Here is a 21,575-nt window from a genome sequence, read left to right on the forward strand (position 1 = left end):
GGAGGGGGAGGCGGCGGGGACGTCAGCGTCAGGAGGACCCTGTTGTTGGCGCTGTCATAGGTGAGGGTCGGCGTGAGGGTGGGGTCGCTTTCGGTGACCGAGGCGAAGGCGCCGGTGATGCTGGCGGCGGTGAGGATGGTGTGTTGGATGGGCAGCGCGTATCCGCTTCCGCTGGACACGACCGCGAGCGTGCCGTCCAGGCTGGCGGCCCCGCCGACCGCCAGCTTGCTGCTGTCCGTCGGGGTGGTGTGGATGGCCAGGGTGGCGCCGTTCGACTGGGTGTAGGCGCCGCTGACCGTCAGCGTGCCCGGCGCGCCGGCCGAGGTCGGAACCACCGTGGCGCCGCTCGCCGCGTTCAGGGCGCCGTTCACGGTTCCGGTGCTGACCAGCGTGCCGCCGTTGTTCACGGCCACCGCGCTGGCCAGCGTTCCGGTGAAGCGTAGGATGCCGCTTTGCACTGCGGTGTCGGTGATGGTGCCCGCGCCGTTGAGCGACCAGTCGGTTCCACTCATGGTGAGGGATGCGAAGCCGGAGATGGTTCCGCTGAGCGTGCCGCTCCCCTCCAGCGTCACGGCGTTGCTGCCGGTGACGGCGGACCGCAGGTTGCCGGTGATCTGGCTGCCGTCCTTGAGGGCCAGGATGTTGCTCGATCCGCTTCGGAAATTGACGGCGTTGTAGCCTGTTCCGGCCTGGATCATGCCGTAGTTCGTGATGGTCGTGGCGCCGGTCGTGGCGATGGCATCCGCCGTGCCGATGATCGTCCCGTAATTGACGATCGTGTTGGCGGCGGCGGAACCCCCGCCGATATCGATGGCGGCATGGCTGGCGCTCGGCGTCCGGTAGTTCCGGATGAGCGCCGACCGGTCGCTCGCCGACCCGTTCACGATGGAGGCGTTGTGCTTGGCGAAGATCGCCCTGTAGTCGGCGATGATGGTTCCCAAATTCGTGATCGGCATGAAGCTCACGCCTGACGAATTTCCGCTGTAGACACCGGAAGAGGCATTCAGCGCACTGATGAGCCCGGTGTTCGTCAGGGTGCCGGTGTAGGTGCTGTAGACGCCCGAGCCTTGCGGATAGACATGGAACTCACCCGATACCTTGATGGTCCCGTTGTTGGTGAATGTCCATCCCAGCGGAGATCGGATGCCTATGCCGGTATAGAGCTCGTTCGCCGACCCGGGTCCGTCGTCGCTGATCGCGCCCGTGTTGGTGATCAGGATATTGCTTTGCGTCGTATAAAGAGTGGTCGTGGTGCGGGTCGAAATGATCTGCTGGGCATCGGCCGCCGAACCGACCAGCGACACGCCAAGCGCGAGCGGCGCCGACACCATGACGGGCAGATGGCCTGCAACTCCAGGGCGGGTACGGCTGGGCTTGCGACTAGTCAGGGGCTTGCGCATCGACTTACCTGCAAAACAATTTGCTCGCAGAGGCGTCGATTGCACTACTAAAGGGAGAAATTCTTACCCGATAGCGGTATTTTCGCAACTTTCCTTGAGCCTCCCTTGAGAATTACTTCAAAACTTTATCGGTAGGCTGTGAGAAAAAGTGCCCAAGATCGTTCATATGCGTCTTGGCCTCTGGTTAGAATCGATTCATCTGTTGCAATGCGACATGTTGTTCTGAATTGTGACGAGTTATGTCGAAGATTTATTTCACGCGCCGCCTATCGATGAAGCGGCGGATGGGTCAAACTTGGACGAATGAAGGAACGCTGGCGCTCTATCGGTGTGTACGGCTTGCATTGCCCGGCCCAATTCCCCATCGTCGCCGCTGCGCTACGTCAACCGTGGCGGACTTCGCCACAAGAGACCGCGATTGCTCCAGGACCGTCCGCCCTTGCTGACCAACCCCGAGGATCTCTGTGGCTGCGGAAGCGGCTTGCGTGCAAGCCGGTGCTGCGACCTTTCGGAGGTCGACCTGCCGGACCCGGCGCCGGAGTGGATCTCGGCCGAGGCCGAACGTGCCGCCGCGGCGCTGCAGGACGGCGATACCGGCTCCGCGCGCAAGGCGTGCGGAGCCATCCTCGAGGCCGCGCCCGGCCATGCCGGCGCGCTGGCCCTGCTCGCCCAGCTTCTGCAGGCATCCGGGAAGACCGACGCGGCGGTCGTCCTGCTTGCCCGCATCCTGCGCCTGACGCCGGACGATCTGGCGGCGGTGCAGCAACTCGCCGGGCTGCTCCTGCAATCGGGCCGTCTGCCCGAGGCTGAGGTCCAGGCCCGCAACGCCGTCCGCCTCGCCCCCGACAACGCCACCTCCCATGCGCTTCTGGCGATGGTCCTGACGACCGGCCATTGCCCGCATATCGGCGAATTCCACTACCGCCAGGCGCTGGAACTCGCCGAACCGGACGGCATCACGCTGGCCAATCTGGCCTGGAACCTGAAGCTCCAGAGCCGCATCGACGAAGCGCGCGCCCTCTACCGGCAGTCGGTCGTCCTGGCTCCCTCCATCCATCTGACATGGCTGGGCTGGGCGAGAACGGAGGAGGCCGGCCGCGCCCTGGAGGATGCCTCCCGCTTCCTGGCGCGCGGGAAGCGGCTTGACCCCGACCGTCCCACCGCTGCTTTCGAAGCCGCATTGCTGGCCCGGCAAGGGGCGCCGGAGGCTGCGCTCGCCGTGCTGGACGCCGCCGCCCTCCGCCCCTCCGGCCCGACGTCGGACGAGTTGCTCGAAAAGGCGCGCATCCTGGATCGTCAGGGGCGTCCGGATGAAGCCTTCGCCGCCATGCTCCAGGGGAAGGCCCTGATCCGGGAAGCGGGCAAGCAGTATGCCGAAGCGGAGGCCGCGGACCTCACCACGCGCCTTGCCCGCTTCTTCATCGCGCCGCGGTTGCGTCGGCTGCCGCAGCCGGAAACGCGCCCGCTGGGAGCGCAGCCGGTCTTCATCGTCGGAGCCCCCCGGTCGGGGACCACGCTGGTCGAGCAGATCCTGTCCTCCCACCCGGCGATCGCCGCCGGCGACGAGCTGCCGGTGCTTTCGCAGCTCACCGTCGCGCTGCCGCGCATGCTCGGCAGCCCGCTGGCCTATCCGGAGGCCCTTTCGGAGCTTTGGATGGGCGACCAGCAGGATGGGCTGGACTGTCTGCGCGACGAGTATCTGCGCCAAGCCCGCAAGCTGGTGCCGATCGACGCCGGCCACCGGCTGTTCACCGACAAGATGCCCTTCAACGAGATGCATCTGGGGCTGATCGCGCTGATGTTTCCGGGCGCCCCGGTGGTCCATGTCCTGCGCCACCCTCTCGACGTTCTGGTCTCGATGATGTCGCAGGACCTGACGCACGGCTTCCAGTGCGCGACCGAGCTGGAGACGGCGGCGCGCCATTGCCTCCGCATGATCGAGCTCGTCGCCCATTACCGGCAGCAGATGCCGCTGCGCTATCTTCCGCTGCGCTACGAGGATCTCGTCGGCCGGCTCGAACCCAACGTCCGCCGGCTCCTGGCCTTCCTGGACGTCGGCTTCAACCGGCGTTGCCTGCGCTTCGAAGAGAACAGGCGCTATGCCCGTACCGCCAGCTACGCACAAGTCACGGAGAAGCTGCACAGCCGCTCCCTGTACCGCTACCGCGCCTACCTGCGGCATCTCGAACCGGTGCTGGCGTTGATGGAACCTGCCATCCGCACGCTCGGCTATGAAATCTAGGACGGCCCGGATCGGCATGACCCCGCCCCCCATGACAACCGCGCTGCGGGACCTTCTGAGCCGAGCCGGCGTGGCGTTGAACGAGGGCAGGCCCGCCGGTGCCGAGCCGGCTCTCCGCCATGCGATCGCCCTGGAACCGGCCGCTGCCGAGGCGCTCTGCCTTGCCGGGCTGGCTGCCCATCTGGCCGGGCGGCCGGACGGTGCCATCCGGTGGTTCGGGCGCACCGTTCGGCTGCAGCCGGGCAACGCGACCGCCCATAGCGGCCTGGGCGAGGAATTCCGGCGCGCCGGCCGGTTGGACGAGGCCACCCGGCATGGGCGCCTTGCCGCAGCCATCGAGCCCGGCGATGTCAACGCCCTCCACAATCTCGCGATCACCTCCTACGACCGTCTCGAGATCGGGCGGTCGGTCGCCTGCAGCCGGTGCGCTCTGCGGCTGGCGCCGCAAATGCCCGGCCCCCACTTCGAACTGGCGGAGGCCCTGCTTCTGTCGGGCCGCTTCGAAGAAGGCTGGGACGAGTATGAATGGCGCTTCCGCCTGCCCGGCGCCCCGCCGCCGCTTCCGCCTCACCTGCTGGAGGCGCGCGGCACCGCCCCGCCTCCGCAATGGGATGGCCGGCCGCTGCCGGATGGCGGCCGGCTGCTTCTCGTCGCCGACCAGGGGTTCGGCGACGTGATCCAGTTCGCACGCTACCTGCCCCTGGTCGAAGCCCTCGGCCCGGACCTGATCGTTGCGGCCAGCGCGGAGATGGTTCCGATTCTGCGGCAGCTTGTCGACGAGCACCGCATCCATGAGGATTGGGGCAGCCTGCCGGACTTCCAGGCCTGGTGCGCCCTGTCGGGACTTCCGCGGCTGTTCGGCACGACCCTGGAGACCATTCCGTCCGCGACGCCGTATCTCGATGCGGATCCCGAACTGGCCGCCTGGTGGAAACGGCGCCTGGATCAACTGGTTCCCCGGAGGTACCGCCGCATCGGCCTGGTCTGGGCCGGGCGGCCGACCCATGGCAACGATCACAACCGCTCCCTGGACCTGCATCGGCTGGCGCCGCTCCTGGATCTGGACGAGGTTGCCTTCGTGTCGCTGCAGATCGGTCCGGCGGCGATGGAGATCGGGCGCTATTTCGGCAGGGCGCCCTTGATCAATTTCGGGCCGGAGATCGCCGATTTCGACGATACCATGGCGATCCTTCGAGGGCTGGAGAGGCTGGTCAGCGTCGACACCGCCGTCGCCCATCTGGCCGGGGCGATGGGGGTGCCGGTGTCGCTCCTGCTGCCCTTCGCGCCCGACTGGCGCTGGCTGCTGGAGCAGGGCGACAGCCCCTGGTATCCGGTCGCCACGCTTCACCGGCAGACTGCCCCGGGCTGCTGGGACGAACCGGTGCGGGAGGTCGCCGCGCGGCTCCGGGCGGAGAGCCGACGGCGCGGCGCGGCCCAGTTTCCACCGTGAGGTCGGCATCGTTAGGCACACGTCATCACCGCCACGGCCTGACCGGCTGCGGAGTCCAGCCGATAGACGGCTTTGCCCGGTGCACCGCCCCCGGCCTCAGTATTTCATGGTCACCGTCATATCGATCCATCGGCTGCCGACGGTGGCGGGGATGGGAGGAAACGGGGTGGAGTGCCGGATCGTGTCCTCCGCCGCACGGTCGAGGATGTCGCGGCCGGAGCTCCGGACGACCGCTAGGTTCGTGACGCTGCCGTCGGCCATGATGTGGAAGCGCACCACGACGAGCGCCTGCCGCCGGTCCCGTCCGGGCTTTTCCGGGTAGATCATGGCGAGGGCGATCCGGGTCTTGATCAGCCCCGCATAGGCGTTGGGCAACGAGTCCAGCGGCGACGCGGCCGCCGAATCGGACGGCAGGGGCGGCGGGGACGGTCGAGCGGCATGCGCCGGCTTTGCCTCTGCCGGCTTGGTGGGTGGTGGCCGATGCGCGGGGGCGGGCGCCGGGGCGGGCGGTGGCGGCGCGGCGACGGGCTGCCGAGCGGGCTCGGCGGCGTCCGGGGCCGGCTGAGAGGTCGGCGGAGGGGGAGGCGTGTCGGCGGTCGGCCCGTCGGCAGATTGTGGCGGCGTTTCCGCGACCCTGTCGTCGTCTTGCGCCGGCAACGCCGCCGCCGAAGCCGAAGCCGGAGCTTCCGACGGTTCGGGCGCGGGGGCCGAAGCCGGTCCGGGCTCGATGAAGGTGACGTCGATCGGGGATGCGGGGGCATGGTACACGGGCGGTTCGGCGCCTGTCACGAGCAGCGCGACGGCACCGGCATGCAAGGCGACGGAGAGCAGCAGGCCCCAGCGGACCGCGGTGTTCGAGCCCTCCGGCGTGCCGGGCTGCCCGTTCCGCTCCAGGTCGAAGTCGGCCATCGTCGAGTGTCCCTTTTCGCGGCAACGCCCTGAGGGCTCCAATCCCATATCTGGGATGAACCTGCCATGCGCGCCGCCTTTCCATCCAGTCCGCTCTGTCTCGGCGCGCGGACTGCCGGCGGGCCTTCCCCGTCCGCCGTCCGCCTGCATCCACCGCCGCGCCCGCTTGTCCCATGGCGGAGCGCTGCCGGCTGCGGCATGCTGGGAAACCGGACCATCCCCGTGGGAGGATAAGAATGGACAGCTTCAGCCAGCCCGTGTCCCTGGCCGACGATGCCAAGCCGCTGAGCTTCCCGCCGGATTTCCGCTGGGGCGCCTCCACCGCCTCCTACCAGATCGAAGGAGCGCTGGATGCCGACGGGCGCGGGCCTTGCGTGTGGGACAGCTTCACCGCCCAGGGCCGCATCATGGACGGCAGCAGCGCCGCCGTCGCCTGCGACCATTACCACCGCTACGCGGAAGACATCGCGCTGATGAAGGCGGCGGGCTTCGACAGCTACCGCTTCTCCATCGCCTGGCCGCGCATCCTGCCGGCGGGAACCGGGGCGGTGGAGACGCGCGGCCTCGATTTCTACGACCGGCTGGTCGATGCGCTGCTGGAGGCGGGGATCACGCCGATGGCCTGCCTCTACCATTGGGACCTGCCGCAGCCGCTGGAGGATGCCGGCGGCTGGCAGGGGCGGGAGATCGTCGGCCCCTTCGCCGATTACGCCCGCATCGTCACCGCCCGGCTGGCCGACCGGGTCAAGACCTGGATGATGCTGAACGAGCCGAACGTGGTCGCCATTTTCGGCTATGGCGTGGGCGAGCATGCCCCCGGGCACCGGCTGGGCGAACAGGGCATCCTGCGCGCCCTGCACCACCAGAATCTGGCGCAGGGGGCGGCGCTGCGCGCCATCGCGGCGGAGCGGTCCGGCCTGACGCTGGGCACCGTCCTCAATCTGCAACCCGCCGTTCCCGACAGCGACCGGCCGGAGGATGTGGCCGCCGCCGCCCGCTGGGACGCGGTATGGAACCGGGTGGCGCTGGACGGCCTGACGCGCGGACAAATCCCGGCGCTGCTGGCCGAGCAGATGGCGGAGTTCGTCCTGCCCGGCGACGAGGAGGCGATCCGTTATCCCATCGACCTGCTGGGCATCAATTACTACTCCCGCATGACGATGAAGCATGAGGAGGGGCGGCCCTTCGCTGTCGGCTGGGGCGAGGCGCAGTGCCGGCGCTGGACCGGCATGGCGTGGCCGGTGCAGCCGGAGGGGCTGTACGACCTGCTGACCGAACTCCGCACCGATTATGCCAACCCCGCCGTCTTCATCGCCGAGAATGGCTGTGCCTATGACGACGTGGTGACGCCGGACGGCCAGATCCACGATGCCGAGCGGGTGCTGTTCTACCGCGAGCATCTGGAATCGGTGGCAAGCGCGCTGGCCGAGGGCTGCAACGTCACGGGCTATCTGTGCTGGAGCCTGCTGGACAATTTCGAATGGGCTTTCGGCCTGTCGAAGCGCTTCGGCATCGTGCGCGTCGATTACGACACGCTGGAACGCACGCCCAAGGACAGCTACCGCTTCCTCGCCGAGGTGGTGAGGACGGGGAGGCTTTGAGCCTTTCTTCACCCCTGCCCCTGTACTTTCGGCCTGTCACACCCTATTCGTCAGTTATACGGATGGTGAGGGATCGAGGGCGCAAGCCCCGGGATGGGCGGCATGACCGGCAAGACAGGCGGCGGTAAAAAGGGCGACAAGGCTGGCGACCGGGACGTCGACGCATCCGGCGGCGGCACGCCCGGCTTCGCCCGCCGTTTCCTGGCTCTCGCGGGCGGCTACTGGCACGGGCGGTCGCGGGTGACGGTTTGGGCGCTGACCGTCGCCCTGTTCGTGCTGACGGTCGGGCAGGTTTCGGTCCCCGTCCTGATCAACCTGTGGAGCGAGCGGCTGTTCGACGCGCTCGAACAGCGCTCCATGGACCGCTTCCTGACCATGATCGGTCTGGTCGGGCTGATCATCCTCTACAACATCGTCATCGTCGTGCTGCATCTGCGGGTGAAGCGCCGCCTGCAGATGGGCTGGCGCGACTGGCTGACCCGCAAGCTGCTGGAGGACTGGCTGCGCCGCGGCCGCCACCACCAGATCGCCTACATGCCGGGCGAGCACGACAACCCCGACGGCCGCATCGCCGAGGACATCCGCATCACCGCCGAGATGGCGATCGACCTCGGCCATTCGCTGACCTACTGCGCGCTTCTGCTGATCAGCTTCACCAACATCCTGTGGATGCTGTCCGGCACCCTGTCGGTCACGCTGCTGGGCACCGAGCTGTCGGTGCCGGGCCATCTGCTGTTCGTGGCGCTGCTCTATGCCGCGATGGGCACCACCATCGCCATGCTGATCGGCCAGCCGCTGGTCACGGCGGTCAACCGGCGCCAGGGCTACGAGGCCGATTTCCGCTTCGCCTTGGCGCGTATCCGCGAGAACGGCCAGACCATCGCCCTGCTGCACGGCGAATCGGCGGAGCGCGGGCATCTCTCCGGGCTGTTCGGCGGGGTGGTGCGGGGCTGGACCGGCCAGACCCGCGCGCTCAGCCACATGATGGTGTTCAGCGCCAGCTATTCCGTGCTGTCCGCCGCCTTCCCGATCCTGGTCGCCGCCCCCCGCTACATCGCCGGCACGATCACGCTGGGCGTGCTGATGCAGACGGCGCAGGCCTTCCAGCAGACGGTCGGCGCCTTGTCCTGGCCCATCGACAACCTGCCGCGCGTCGCCGAATGGCGGGCGTCGGTGGAGCGGGTGCTGAACCTGCACGACGCGCTGGTGCGGCTGGACCGCGATGTCTGCAACGTGCCGGACGGCCACATCCAGCTGGTGCGCGCCGACGAACACGCCACGCTGACCTTCCGCGGCGTCGGCATCGACGAGCCGAACGGCACCGCCGTCGTCCACCCCTTCGACCTGGAGGTGCGGCCGGGCGACCGCGTGCTGATCGGCGGCGACGCCACGGCGACCATCCGCCTGTTCCGCGCCGTAGCCGGCGTCTGGCCCTGGGGCCGCGGGCAGATCACCCTGCCGGCCCACACCCGGGTCTTCTTCATGCCCGAACGTCCCTACCTGCCGCATGCCAGCCTGCGCGCGGTGCTGGCCTATCCCGGTGCAGCCTCTTCGGTCGGCGACGGCCAGGCGGCCGACGCGCTGGCCGGCGTCGGGCTTCCCGATCTGGTCGGCCGGCTGGACGACCCCGACCATTGGGACGAGGTGCTGTCGGTGCCCGAGCGCCAGCGGCTGGGCTTCGCCCGGCTGCTGATCCGCCGCCCCGACTGGATCTTCCTGGAGGACGCCACCGACAGCCTCGACCCCCCGGCGGAGGAGGAGCTGCTGAGCCTGATGGAACGCGAGCTGCCGCATGCCACCCTGCTGACCATCGGCCATCACGCGGCGCTGGGCGCCCATCACAGCCGCCGGCTGGTCCTGGAGCGCACCAACGGCGCCGTCACCCTGCGCGAGGAGGGACGGGAAGTCCGGCCGGTGGCGGAAAGCGCGGCTTAAGGGGTTTTCCGAAATCTTGGAACCCTTCCGAAAAGCTGCCACACTGCGCGGCGGACACCGTTCGTAGTCACAACATCGCCGCCCCCCAAAAATCGCCCCGCCAATCATGGACATGAGCGTGAAGAAGACCGGCATCGACGCGGCATGGCGGGGGCTGGCGAACTGCCGGGGGTGCGGCATCCGGGACTCGGCGCTGTTCGCCGACCTGACGGAACCCGATTTCAACCTGATCCATCTGCCGATCGACGAGATGACGGTGGCGCCGGGGGCGGCGCTCTACCATGTCGGCGACGAGCCGGCGGCCCTCTTCACGGTGCGCAGCGGGCTGGTGAAGCTGGTGCAGTATCTGCCCAACGGCGGCCAGCGCATCGTCCGGCTGTTGCGCACCGGGGACACCGCCGGGCTGGAGGCGGCGCTGGGCGAGCCTTACCGCCACACCGCCATCGCCATCCATCCCGTCCTGACCTGCCGGATCCCCCGCGCGGTGATCCAGCGCCTGTCGGATGAGACCCGGCATCTGCACCGGCAGTTGATGCGGCGCTGGCATCTTGCGGTGGAGCGGGCCGACGCCTTCCTGGTCGAACTCGGCACCGGCAGCGCCCGGGCGCGGGTCGCCCGGCTGTTCCTGACCCTGGTCGACGACCGGGGCGAATGCGATTTCTTCGGGCGGGAGGATGTCGGCGCCGTGCTGGGCATCACCACCGAGACCGCCAGCCGCGTCGTGGCCGAGCTGAAACGGCAGGGCCTGCTGGAGGAACTGCGGCCCAACCGCTTCCGCTGCGACACGGCCGCCCTGCGGGAACTGGCGGACGGGCCGTAGCCCGTCTCCCGAAGCCCCGGCCTCAAGCCGCCCGCATCTCGCCCACCAGCACGTCGACCTGACCGGCCAGCGTCCGCAGCTGCTCCTGCACGGTGGAGGACGCCGACAGCACGCGGTTGGCCGATTCTCCCGACTCCCGCGCCGCGTTGGCGACGGAATCGATGTTGCCGCGGACATGCTGGGTGCTGTCCGCCGCCTCGCCGACGTTGCGGGCGATCTCGCGGGTGGCGGCGCTCTGCTGCTCCACCGCGGCGGCGATGGTGGCGGCGATCTCGTTCACCTCGCGGATGGTGCCGGCGATGGAGCGGATGGCGTCGACCGCCTCCTGCGTCACCGACTGCATCGCGGCGATCTGGGCGGAGATGTCCTCCGTCGCCTTCGCGGTCTGGGTGGCGAGGCCCTTCACCTCCGACGCCACGACGGCGAAGCCTTTTCCGGCCTCGCCCGCCCGCGCCGCCTCGATGGTGGCGTTCAGCGCCAGCAGGTTGGTCTGGCCGGCGATCGACTGGATCAGCCCGACCACCTCGCCGATGCGGCCGGCGGTCTGGGCCAGCCCTTCCACCGTGCGGTCGGTGCGCTCGGCCTCGTCGGCGGCCTTGCGGGCGATCTGGCTGGAGGCATGGACCTGGGTGCCGATCTCCTGGATCGAGGCCGACAGCTCCTCCGTCGCGGCGGCGACCGCCTTGACGTTGCCTTCCGCCTGCTGGGAGCTGCCGGCGGCGGTGGTCGCCTCGCCGGCGGTGAGGCCGGCGCTGCTGGTCATGCGTTCGGCCATGTCCTGCATCTCGCCGGCCGCCTGGGCGACGCGGTCCAGCACGCCGCGGACGCTGGTCTCGAAATTCCCGGCCATCTCGACCATGGCGCGGCGGCGCTCGCCCGCGGCCCGGCCGCGCTCCACCTCGGCCCGCGCGTTGGCGGCCTTGGCCTCGTTGGCGGTGTCGCGGAAGATCGTCAGGGCGCGGGTCATGTCACCGATCTCGTCGGCGCCGGCGGCGGGGATCGGCGCATCCAGCCGGCCCTCGGCGATCGCCCGCATGGAGTCCGACAGCGCACTCAGCCGGGCGACGATGTGGCGGCCGACCACCAGCCAAGCCAGCGCCACCGCGCCGATCAGGCTGCCGGCGGCGAACAGGATCAGCATCTTGCGGCCGGCGGCGATGGTGTCCCCGGTGCCGGCGACCGCCGTCTTCGCCTCGTCCCGCATCGCCGCGATCTCGCGATCCACGGTGGCGGCGAAGCGCTGGGCCAACTGGCGGCTCTCGGCGAGCATCCGCTCGGTTTCGGCCATCGCCGCCAGTTCGCCGCGGCGGAGCGCGATGACCCCTTCCTCGCCGCGGCCGAAGCCGATCAGCGCCTTCACCAGGGCGGCCAGCACCTCGGTGCCGGCGGCATTGTCGCCGGCCTGCCCGCGCAACGTGCCGATGCGCTCGAAGAGCGACGAGGACGCGGTGGCGAAGCGCTTCTCCAGCAGGTCGAGCCGGGCGGCATCGGGGGCCTGCGCCGCCTCGTTCAGGGCGCCGGTCAGGGCGGTGCCGTAGGTCGACAGCTCCAGGTTGGTGCGGAACTGCTCCAGCCCGCGGCCGAGCAGATCCTGCACCGCCTCCTGCACCTGGGAGCGGATGTCGAAATTGGCGCGCTTGATGTCGCTCTGCACCTTGCGCAGCGGTACCGACAGGCTGTCGATCAGTTGGGCGGCCTGGGTCCGGGCGGCGTCCAGCCGTTCGGCCAGCTGCCGGTCCGCCGCCGGTCCGCCGGTGCCGTCCAGGGCGGCGCGGCGCAGGTCGAACACATTGTCCTTGCCATAGCCGAACAGCAGCAGCGTCTCGATCTTCCCCCCGGTGTCGGCGGGCAGACGGTTGCCGAGCGTGCCGAGCGCGCCCGGCACCTGGGACGAGGCCTCCAGATAGGTCTGCTGCAGATCGCCGACGGCCTTGGCGTCCTGCGCCGTGCCGGCGCGGTTCATGGCGTCGAGCGAGCGGGCGACGGCGCCGCGCAGGTCGTAGAGCGCGATCATCGAGCGCACCGCGTCGGACAGGGCCCCCATCTCGCGGTCGGTGCCGCCGTCGAGCGCCATGCCCTTCTCCTGCAGGGCCTGGCCGGACCCCTCGACCAGCGGCGCCAGGGTCTTGAGGAAACCGTCATAGCTCTGGGCGAGGCGGGCGGAGGCGGCCTCGCGGCGGTCGTGCACCGACAGGCGTTTCGCCACGCCGTCGTTGATCCGGTCCAGCGTGGCGATCAGCGCGTTGCCGGTCTCGCGCACGTCCGCCAGCAGCGGGTCCTGCGGCCGGCGGGCGGCCAGCTCGTCCAACAGCGACAGGAAGCCGCGGGCACGCGCCTGCGCTTCCGTCCTGAGAGCTTCCCGCTCCTCCTGGCTGCCGGCGCTGTCCAGCATCGGGGCGGCCGAGGCGATGGCGCCGCTTTCGCCAGCCAGCCGGGTTGCCAGCCCCATTTCCGGCAGGCTGGTGTCGGCGATCTGCTCCATCGGCCGCTCGACCGCGGAGAAGGACATCAGGCCGACGGCGCTCGCCGCCACCGTCATCGCCGCCATGCCGGCGAAGGCCAGCATCAGCTTGGCCCGAACGCCGAGACGGCGCCCGGCACCCGGGCCGGAAGGGCCACCGGACGGAGCGGCGCCAAGCTGCGGGATGGCGGGTGCGACGGTGGTCATGGCATCTGTTTCCCTTGAGGGCGGCTGAGTTCGCTGGTCGTCCGGCACAGGAATGGCCCGGGCGCCGGCGGCTTCCGTCGACTGCAAGCCTGCATTGTGCGCAATCATGACAATGCAAGCTGCATGGGGTGCTTGCGACGATCGGTCACACCGGCTCTTGCATGTTTTTCGACCGGAGGACGTCTCGTCAATCCCTTTTCCGCAGCAGCGAAAAGATAGCACAACGGCTTCCGCTATACGGAAGAGTTACTCCGGAACGGTGGAAAAATTTCATATGCGGGAAAGCAGGGGACCGGCCGGCGGCTCGGCCGGACAGGCTCCGCATCCTGGCCCCCAAAGCCTTGCTTCCGAACCGCCAAGCCCAGGCCTATGCGTGTCGATCATGGCCATAGCAGGCAGCACCAAAGGCATCGCGGCCATCGACCGATCCTATCCCTATGCTTACCCCCACCGGCGAAAAAGCGATCACTTGGATAGCGCCGCGGCCATACCGATGCCGAGTGGAAGCACCGGGGTGGCGTGTCTAGCTTGGGATCAGCAAGTTTGCCCGAGGGAATTCGAGAATGCCGCAGGATGCCAGCCCGCCTTACGCCAATCAGTCCTTCCAGGGTTCCCTGAGCGCCGGGGCCGCCGGCCTCCAGGCTTCCGCAGCCGGTGGAGCCGCCGGCGGAACCGATGACGGCATGGTCGCCGGCATCCGCTCCGTCCTGGCGGAATGCGGTGGCTTGGCGGTCGATGCCGGGACGCTCGCCATCGACGACGACCTCTATTCCGCCGGCCTCACCTCGCACGGCTGCGTCGGCCTGATGCTGGGGCTGGAGGAGGAGTTCGACGTCGAGTTTCCGGAAAAGCTGCTGAACCGCCGCACCTTCGAGAGCATCGCCGCCATCCGCGACGCGGTGCGCGGCCTGGTCGACGGGGGCGCGGCGTGAACGCGGCCCCGGCCGCCCTGATCGGTCTGGCGCCGGTCTCGGCCCCGGCACCGGTCAACGTCGCGGCCCGCGCGCGCGCCGTCGGTGCGGAAATCGCCGCGCGCCATGCCGAAGCCGTCGACCGCGACGGCCGGTTCCCCGTCGAAGCCTTCGACGCCCTGCGCGAGGAACGGCTGCTGGGCGTCATGGTGCCGGCGGAGCTCGGCGGCGGCGGCGCCTCGCTGTTCGACGTGGCGGCGGCCTGCCACGCCCTGGCCCGCGGCTGCGCCGCCACCGGCATGATCTATGCCATGCACCAGATCCAGGTTGCCTGTCTGGTCAACCATGGCACCAACGGCTGGCACCGCGACCTGATGGCGCGCATCGCCGCCGACCAGCTCCTGCTCGGCTCCGCCACGACGGAGAAGGAGACCGGCGGCGACATCCGCAACAGCGTCTGCGCCGTCACGACGGATCCGGAGGCCGAGGGCGGCCGCTTCACCCTGGCGAAGAACGCCTCCGTCATCTCCTACGGCGACCAGTCCGACGTGATCCTGGTCACCGCGCGGCGCAACCCCGACGCACCCTCGTCCGATCAGGTGCTGGCGGTGGTGACCAAGGACGATTACCGGCTGGAGAAGACCTCGCTCTGGGACGCGATGGGCATGCGCGGCACCTGCTCCGACGGCTACCGGCTGGAGGCGGCCGGCGTCATCGACCAGATCCTGCCCTTGCCCTACGCCGACCTGTCGGCCCAGACCATGCTGCCGGTGACCCACATCCTGTGGAGCAGCACCTGGCTCGGCATCGCCGCCGACGCGGTCAGCCGCGCCCGTGCCTTCGTCCGTTCCGAAGCCAAGCGCAAGCCCGGCACCACCCCGGCCTCGGCCGTGCGGCTGGCCGAGGCGACGGCCAAGCTCCAGCAGATGAAGGCGGTCATCCTCACCGCCATCCGCCAGTACGAGCTGGCCTGCGGCTCGCCCGAGCAGCTGACCGGCCTGTCCTTCGCCACCGCCATGGGCACGCTGAAGGTCACCACCTCGGAACTGGTACGCGAGATCGTGGAGGCGGCGATCCGCACCTGCGGGCTGGCCGGCTACCGCAACGACACCCCCTACAGCCTGGGCCGCCACCTGCGCGACGCCCATTCCGCCGCGCTGATGATCGGCAACGACCGCATCATGTCGCATATCTCCACTCAGCTTCTCGTCCAGCGGGACGGGTTGGGGCCTTTCGAATGAACATGGTCGACATCACGGCCGCCCAGGCCGCCTATCGCGACGAGCTGGTGGAGTCCGGGCTGCTGATCCCCACCGGGGTGGACGGCCTCTATGGCCGCAGCGGCGTCTTCGAGGATGTGGTGGAGCGTTTCGACGCGCTGGTCACCCGCTGGGGCGGCCAGGACGGGGCGGAGGTGATGCGCTTCCCGCCGGCCCTGAACCGCCGGTATTTCGAGGAAAGCGAATATCTGAAGAGCTTTCCCCATCTCGCCGGCACCATCCACAGCTTCGGCGGCGACGAGAAGGCGCACCGCACCCTGCTGCGCCGGCTGGAGGAGGGGCAGGACTGGACCGAGGATCAGGTCGCGACCGACGTGGTGATGACGCCGGCCGCCTGCTATCCGGTTTATCCGACCATCGCCCGGCGCGGCCTGCTGCCCGGTGAGGGTAAGCTGATCGACGTCTTCTCCTACTGCTTCCGCCACGAGCCGTCGATCGACCCCGCCCGCATGCAGCTGTTCCGCATGCGCGAGTACATCCGCATCGGCACCCCCGATCAGGTGGTGGAGTTCCGCGAGCTGTGGCTGGAGCGCGGCCGCGAGATGATGGGGGCGCTCGACGTGCCGCTCGACGTCGACGTCGCCAACGATCCCTTCTTCGGCCGGGCCGGCACCATGCTGTCGAACAGCCAGCGCGAGCAGAAGCTGAAGTTCGAGCTGCTGATCCCGATCACCAGCACCGAGAAGCCGACCGCCTGCCTCAGCTTCAACTACCACCAGGACCATTTCGGCCATCTGTGGGACATCCACACCGCCGATGGCGGCGTTGCCCACACCGCCTGCGTCGGCTTCGGCATGGAGCGGGTGGCGCTGGCGCTGTTCCGCCACCACGGCTTCGACACCGCGCAGTGGCCGGGGGCGGTCCGCAAGGTCCTGTGGGGGTAACCGGCACCATGTGGACGCCGCGCCAGCCCGACGGCTACGACCGCCATCCCCTGCACCAGGGCGGCCAGGAAGAAAGGATCTGGCCGGAGACCAACTGCTACGTCGATCTGTGGATCGAGGCGCTGCATGCCCGCGGACTGGAGCCGCGGGCGATGCTCGGCTTCACCGTCACCCAGGATTTCGAGGGCGACCAGTTCACCTTCTTCAAGGTGCCGCTGGAAGATCTGGAGACTCTGTACGGCCTGCGCGTGCAAGAGCTGGCGATCTACGACAGCGTCGAGGCCCATGTGGCGGAGCAGCTGCGGCGGAGTCCGGCCGATGATCTTGGGGGCGGCGGGCTGGTGCTGGTGGAGGTCGACGGCTTCCACCTTCCCGACACCCGCGGCACCTCCTACGGCACCACCCATGTGAAGACCACGGTCGGCATCGTCCGCATCGACCCGGCCGCCCGGACCATGGACTATTTCCACAATGCCGGCTTCTACCGGCTCGACGGTGCCGATTACGAGGGCGTGGCCGCCGCGGCAGCCGGGCCGCTCTTCCCCTATGTCGAGTTCGTGAAGCCGGGAACGCCGCCGCTGGAAGGCGGGGCGCTGGTCGCCGCGTCGCTGGAGCTGCTGCGCCGCCATCTCGCCCGCCGGCCGGCCGGCAACCCGGTGGCGGCCTACCGCGCCGCCTTCCCGGAGCATCTCGACCGGCTGCTGGCCCGGCCGATGGAGTATTTCCACCTCTACGCCTTCAACCTGCTGCGCCAGCTCGGCGCCAATTTCGAGCTGCTGGGCGCCCATCTCCGCTGGCTCGACGGCCCGGCGGACGCGGTGGAGGCCTGCCGGTCGATCGCCGAAGGCGCCAAGGCCATGCAGTTCCAGCTGGCCCGCACCGTGGCCCGGCGCAAGGCGCCCGACCTGACCGACAGCTTCGACCGGCTGGAGCGGGGCTACGACACCGTCCTGGGCGCTCTGACCCGCCGGTACGGGTAAGCGGCGATGGCCCGCATCCGATCCGTTACGGGACAGCGGCGGACCCTCCTGGATCGAGGATGGTCGCTGACTGCCCTGACACCCGGCGATAATCGCCCTCTCCCGCCCCGGGAGAGGGAAGGGGCCCATGCGCAGCATGGGAAGGGTGAGGGGGCGGGCACGGAGCCATGCGCTTCGGGATTTTTGGATCACCCCTCACCCTCCCCACTTCGTGGGTCCCCTCCCTCTCCCGGGGCGGGAGAGGGAGTCGTACGCGAGGGCGTCCCCGCGCCGGTGCCCGGCACCGTGGCCCAGGCCCTCCAGGCAGCCGGCCTGTGGTCGTCCGAGGACCCGGCCCCGCTGCACGACAAGGATTTCGTCTACCGCACCCGCCTGACCGGCCATGGCCCGCGCCTCCTGCGCTTCCACGGCCTCGCCACCATCGCGGAGGTGCGGCTGGACGGCGAGCGCATCCTGACCTCCGACAGCATGTATCTGGCCCATGAGGTGCCGGTGACGCTGAACGGCGAAGCGGAGCTGTCCATCCGCTTCCACGCCCTGCATCCGGTGCTGGCGGCCAGGAAGGGCCGCGCCCGCTGGCGGCCCAAGCTGGCCGAGCCGGCGGGGCTGCGCTTCGTCCGCACTACCCTGCTGGGCCATATGCCGGGCTGGTGCCCGCCGATCCACGCCGTCGGTCCCTTCCGCCCGGTGGAGCTGGTGGAGGAGACCGGCCCCTGCCGCGTGCTCGCCGCCGACCTGCGCAGCGGCTATGACGGGCGGGACGGCCACCTCTCGCTGCGCCTGACGGTGGAGGGCGCGGCGGCCGGCACCGTTGGGTCGGTCGAGGTCGCCGGCCGGACGGTGCCGCTGGCCTTCGACGGCGTCGACGGTTTCCAGGCCGACCTGACCCTGCCGGGCGTGGAGCCCTGGTGGCCGCACACCCACGGCGAGCCGGTCCTGCACGGCGTGACCGTGCGGATCGGTGCCGTCGAGGTCGATCTCGGCCGCGTCGGCTTCCGCTCGCTGGCGGTCGACCGCGGGCCGGACGGCGACGGCTTCGCGCTGCTGGTCAACGGCGTGCGCGTGTTCTGCCGCGGCGGCTGCTGGGTCCCGGTCGATCTGGTCGGGCTGTCCTCGGACCGCGCCACCTATGAGCCCGAACTGCGCCGGATGCGCGAGGCCGGCGCCAACATGGTCCGCGTCGGCGGCACCATGCTGTACGAGGGCGACGCCTTCTTCGAGCTGTGCGACGAGCTGGGCATCCTGGTCTGGCAGGACGCCATGTTCGCCAATTTCGACTATCCGACCGACGCCGCCTTCCTCGACGGCGTGCGGGCGGAGATCGCGCAGCTGCTCGACCGCACCCAGGCCTCTCCCTCGCTGGCCGTTCTCTGCGGCGGCAGCGAGATGGAACAGCAGGCGGCCATGCTGGGGCTTCCCCGCGCCTCCTGGAGCCAGCCGGCGTTGGGCGCGGTGATCGCGGAGGAGGCGACCGCCCGCCGCCCCGACTTGATCCAAGTTCCGAATTCCCCCAGCGGCGGGCCGCTGCCCTTCATCGCCAATGCCGGTGTGACCCATTACTACGGGGTCGGCGCCTACATGAAGCCGCTGGAGGACGCCCGGCGGGCCGGAATCCGCTTCGCCAGCGAATGCCTCGCCTTCGCCAACCTCCCGGAGGACGATCCGCCGGGCGTCCCGGCGCTCCATCATCCGCACTGGAAGGCGCGGGTGCCGCGCGACCCCGGCGCTTCCTGGGACTTCGAGGATGTGCGCGAGCATTATCTGGAGACGCTCTACGCCGTCGATCCGCGCCGCCTGCGCTACGAGGATCCCGACCGCTACCGCAGGTTGTCGCGTGCGGTGACCGGCGAGGTGATGCAGGCGGTGTTCGACGAGTGGCGGCGCGCCGGGTCGACCTGTGCCGGCGGTCTGGTCTGGCAGTGGCGCGACCCCTGGCCCAGTGGGGGTTGGGGCGCCGGCTGGGGCGTGGTCGCCGCCGACGGCACCCCGAAGCCGGCCTTGTACGCCCTGAAGCGTGCCTTCCGCCCGCTGCGGGTGATCCTGACCGACGAGGGCGTCAACGGGTTGGCCGTGCATCTGGTCAACGACAGCGCCCGGCCGGTGGAGGCGCTGCTGCGGCTGACGGCTTGGCGTGAGGGCGGGCGCGACGGGTCGGTGCCGGTGCTGAAGGCGGAGCGGGTGGTGACGCTGCCGGCGAGGACGGCGATCACGCTGGCCGCGGCAGAGTTGTCCGACCGCTTTTTTGACACGACCTACGCCTACAGGTTTGGGCCTATCTCGCACGATGTGGTGACGGCGCAGTTGCTGCTGGCCGAAAGGGGCGCGGAACCAATTGACGAGTCTCATTATTTCCCCAAGGGACGCTCGCTGCCGCGTGCGGATCTGGGCCTGACGGCGGTGGCGGAGCGTCAAGGGGAAGACTGGGCCTTGCGGCTGGCGACAGGGCGGTTCGCCTGTTCGGTGCATGTGGAGGACGAGCGGTTCCAGGCGGAAGACGCCTGGTTCCATCTGCCTCCCGGCGTCGAGCGGATCGTCCGCCTGCGACCGCGGGCCGCTTCGGGGGATGGGTTTACGGACGGGACGGCATCGGCCGGACGATTGGTGCCGAACGGCGAGGTCCATGCGCTGAACGCGCTGGCGCCCGTCCGCTACAGGGGGAACGCATGAAGCCGACACCGGTGGTGTTCGAGGGTTGTTTCGGATGGCTGCACCCGGCGCAGGGCCTGCGCGGGGTGGTCCTGTGCGGCCCCTACGGCTACGAGGAGCTCTGCGCGCACCGCGCCTGGAAGAGCTTCGCCGAAAAATTGGCTGCGGCCGGTTTGCCGACGTTGCGTTACGACCATCCCGGATCCGGTGATTCGGCCGGGGACGATGGCGAGCCGGACCGGGTGCGCGCCTGGCTGGACGGCGTCAAGGCGGCGGTCCGCCGTCTGCGCGAGGACACCGGCGTCACCGAGCTGACCCTGGTCGGCTACCGCATGGGGGCGCTGCTCGCCACCGCGGCGGCGCAGGAACTGGCGGAGGAGGGGCAGGGCGTCGATACGCTGGTCCTGCTGGCGCCGATCACCTCCGGCCGCAAGGCGGTGCGCGAACTCCAGACCCTGTCGGCCATGGTGCTGCGCCCGGTCTGCAACCCGGAGCCGCCGGAACGCGCGTCCTGGCTGAATGTGATCGGCATGCCGCTGACGCCGGAGACGGCGCTGACGCTGGGCGGTCTCGATCCCTGCGACCGGCCGGCCCTGCCGGCGCCGCGCATCCTGATCGCCGACCGGCCGGAGGCCAAGGCGCCGGTGAAGCTGGCGGCGCGCTGGCGGGCCATCGGGGCGGAAGCCGAGCCGATGGGCGTCAGCGGCGTGATGGAGCTGATCCAGCAGCCCCAGGGCGCCCAAGCGGCCGCGGTTCTGGAGCCGGTCGTGCGCTGGATCGCCGCCGGCGAAGTCGCCCGCGGGGCGGCCCCGCCGCCGGACCGGCCGGCCGGCCTGATGATGCCGACCGCGGTCGAACGGCCGATCTTCTTCGGCGCCGCGCCGGAGCTGTTCGGCATCTATTGCACCCCGGTCCTCGCCGACCCGGCCGGCAACCGGCCGGCCATCCTGTTCCTGAACAGCGGTGCCACCCACCATGTCGGCTCCGGTCGCGCCACCGTGGTGCAGGCGCGGCGGCTGGCGGCGCGCGGCTACACCTCTCTCAGGATCGACGCCGCCGGCATCGGCGACAGCCCCGACCGCCCCGGCTTCCCCGACAACCTGCTCTACAACAAGGAGGTGATCGGCGACGTGCGAGCCGCGCTGAACTGGCTGGAGGAGCAGGGGCACGAGCGCATCGTCGTCATCGGCCTGTGCGCCGGCGGCACGCCCGCCCTGCATGCCGGCTTGGGCGACGACCGCGTGGTCGGGCAGATCGTGCTGAATCCCGGCCGGTTCGAGATGGGCGGTGGCATCGCCGTGTCGGAGCTGATGCGGACGGTCGCCTTCCGCTCCACCAAGGAATATCTGCTGGAGGCGCTGAAGCCGGCCCGGCTGCGCGCCAGCTTCCGCAAGCGGTCCCGGGTCACCGGGCTCGCCAAGCGTCTGGCCGGCCGATTCTTCCGCAAGCTGCTGATCCGCACCGGCCTGACCCGCCAGGCGCTGCGCATGTTCCGCCGTCTGTCGGCGGAGGGCCGGCGGGTGCTGGTGGTCTACAGCAGCGACGACATGACGCTGGCCGAATTCTACCTGCATCTGGGCGAGGGCGGCCGGGCGCTGGAGGGCCTGCCCGGCATCGAGGTGGTCTATCTCGACCGCTCCGACCACAGCCTGACGGTGTGGGAGGCCCGCGACCGGCTGAACCATCTGGTCGACCGCCATCTGGCCGGCCTGGACGCCGCCGCGCAGACGGACCCCGACTCATCGGAACTGACCGGCTGGAGCCTGGGCTTGCCCGGGGGCCTGCCGTCCGGCGAGCGGGTGGGGTAGGGAGCACATCCGGGAAGAGCACGGGAGTCGGATTGACACGG

13 protein-coding genes and 1 pseudogene are annotated in these 21,575 nt (G+C 69.9%); 11 read left to right on the plus strand and 3 right to left on the minus strand.

Annotated elements, in window-relative coordinates; genetic code table 11:
• A pseudogene (locus tag JHL17_RS18515) lies at positions 1-1,400 on the minus strand (autotransporter domain-containing protein); the annotation flags it as partial.
• 439 nt (positions 1,401-1,839) lie between these two features.
• Here JHL17_RS18515 and JHL17_RS18520 point away from each other — a divergent pair.
• Both JHL17_RS18520 and JHL17_RS18525 read left to right on the plus strand, forming a co-directional pair.
• Positions 1,840-3,642 (plus strand): tetratricopeptide repeat-containing sulfotransferase family protein, encoded by a 1,803-nt coding sequence (locus JHL17_RS18520; protein WP_247893648.1) that lies wholly within the window; start codon positions 1,840-1,842, stop codon positions 3,640-3,642.
• A gap of 31 nt (positions 3,643-3,673) precedes the next feature.
• The gene (locus JHL17_RS18525; protein WP_200195279.1) at positions 3,674-5,092 is read left to right on the plus strand and encodes a tetratricopeptide repeat protein; all 1,419 of its coding nucleotides are present in this window, start codon (positions 3,674-3,676) and stop codon (positions 5,090-5,092) included.
• Between the two features lie 96 nt (positions 5,093-5,188).
• Here the strand turns inward: JHL17_RS18525 and JHL17_RS18530 are convergent, their stop codons facing one another.
• Positions 5,189-6,001, minus strand: a complete 813-nt coding sequence (locus tag JHL17_RS18530) for an energy transducer TonB family protein (RefSeq protein WP_200195281.1) — start codon at positions 5,999-6,001, stop codon at positions 5,189-5,191.
• A 236-nt stretch (positions 6,002-6,237) separates the two neighbouring features.
• Here JHL17_RS18530 and JHL17_RS18535 point away from each other — a divergent pair, with 236 nt between their 5' ends.
• The 3 genes from JHL17_RS18535 to JHL17_RS18545 all read left to right on the plus strand — a co-directional run bounded on the left by JHL17_RS18535 (position 6,238) and on the right by JHL17_RS18545 (position 10,357).
• The gene (locus JHL17_RS18535; RefSeq protein ID WP_200195283.1) at positions 6,238-7,602 is read left to right on the plus strand and encodes a GH1 family beta-glucosidase; all 1,365 of its coding nucleotides are present in this window, start codon (positions 6,238-6,240) and stop codon (positions 7,600-7,602) included.
• Between the two features lie 102 nt (positions 7,603-7,704).
• Positions 7,705-9,537, plus strand: coding sequence for an ABC transporter ATP-binding protein/permease (locus tag JHL17_RS18540; RefSeq protein ID WP_247893649.1), 1,833 nt, complete (start codon positions 7,705-7,707; stop codon positions 9,535-9,537).
• Between the two features lie 106 nt (positions 9,538-9,643).
• Entirely contained in the window at positions 9,644-10,357 is a 714-nt protein-coding gene (locus JHL17_RS18545; RefSeq protein ID WP_200195287.1) for a Crp/Fnr family transcriptional regulator, read from the plus strand.
• Positions 10,358-10,379: 22 nt separating this feature from the next.
• Here the strand turns inward: JHL17_RS18545 and JHL17_RS18550 are convergent, their stop codons facing one another.
• Positions 10,380-13,025, minus strand: coding sequence for a methyl-accepting chemotaxis protein (locus JHL17_RS18550; protein ID WP_200195289.1), 2,646 nt, complete (start codon positions 13,023-13,025; stop codon positions 10,380-10,382).
• Positions 13,026-13,588: 563 nt separating this feature from the next.
• Here JHL17_RS18550 and JHL17_RS18555 point away from each other — a divergent pair.
• The 6 genes from JHL17_RS18555 to JHL17_RS18580 are packed head-to-tail and all read left to right on the plus strand — an operon-like array spanning position 13,589 to position 21,534.
• Positions 13,589-13,957: an acyl carrier protein gene (locus tag JHL17_RS18555; RefSeq protein ID WP_282189331.1), complete on the plus strand. Its 369-nt coding sequence runs from the start codon at positions 13,589-13,591 to the stop codon at positions 13,955-13,957.
• Positions 13,954-15,177, plus strand: coding sequence for an acyl-CoA dehydrogenase family protein (locus JHL17_RS18560; protein WP_345773837.1), 1,224 nt, complete (start codon positions 13,954-13,956; stop codon positions 15,175-15,177). Before JHL17_RS18555 ends, JHL17_RS18560 begins: the two co-directional genes overlap by 4 nt.
• A 2-nt stretch (positions 15,178-15,179) precedes the next feature.
• Positions 15,180-16,100: an amino acid--[acyl-carrier-protein] ligase gene (locus JHL17_RS18565; protein WP_247893650.1), complete on the plus strand. Its 921-nt coding sequence runs from the start codon at positions 15,180-15,182 to the stop codon at positions 16,098-16,100.
• 8 nt (positions 16,101-16,108) lie between these two features.
• On the plus strand, positions 16,109-17,080 hold the full coding sequence (locus JHL17_RS18570; RefSeq protein ID WP_200195293.1) for a DUF1839 family protein: 972 nt from the start codon (positions 16,109-16,111) through the stop codon (positions 17,078-17,080).
• A 6-nt stretch (positions 17,081-17,086) separates the two neighbouring features.
• Positions 17,087-19,747: a glycoside hydrolase family 2 protein gene (locus JHL17_RS18575; protein WP_425599633.1), complete on the plus strand. Its 2,661-nt coding sequence runs from the start codon at positions 17,087-17,089 to the stop codon at positions 19,745-19,747.
• Entirely contained in the window at positions 19,744-21,534 is a 1,791-nt protein-coding gene (locus JHL17_RS18580) for an alpha/beta fold hydrolase (protein ID WP_200195295.1), read from the plus strand. Before JHL17_RS18575 ends, JHL17_RS18580 begins: the two co-directional genes overlap by 4 nt.
• Positions 21,535-21,575: the final 41 nt, after the last annotated feature.

This window comes from Azospirillum endophyticum (assembly GCF_016595245.1).
GTDB classification, from domain to species: Bacteria; Pseudomonadota; Alphaproteobacteria; order Azospirillales; family Azospirillaceae; genus Azospirillum; species Azospirillum endophyticum.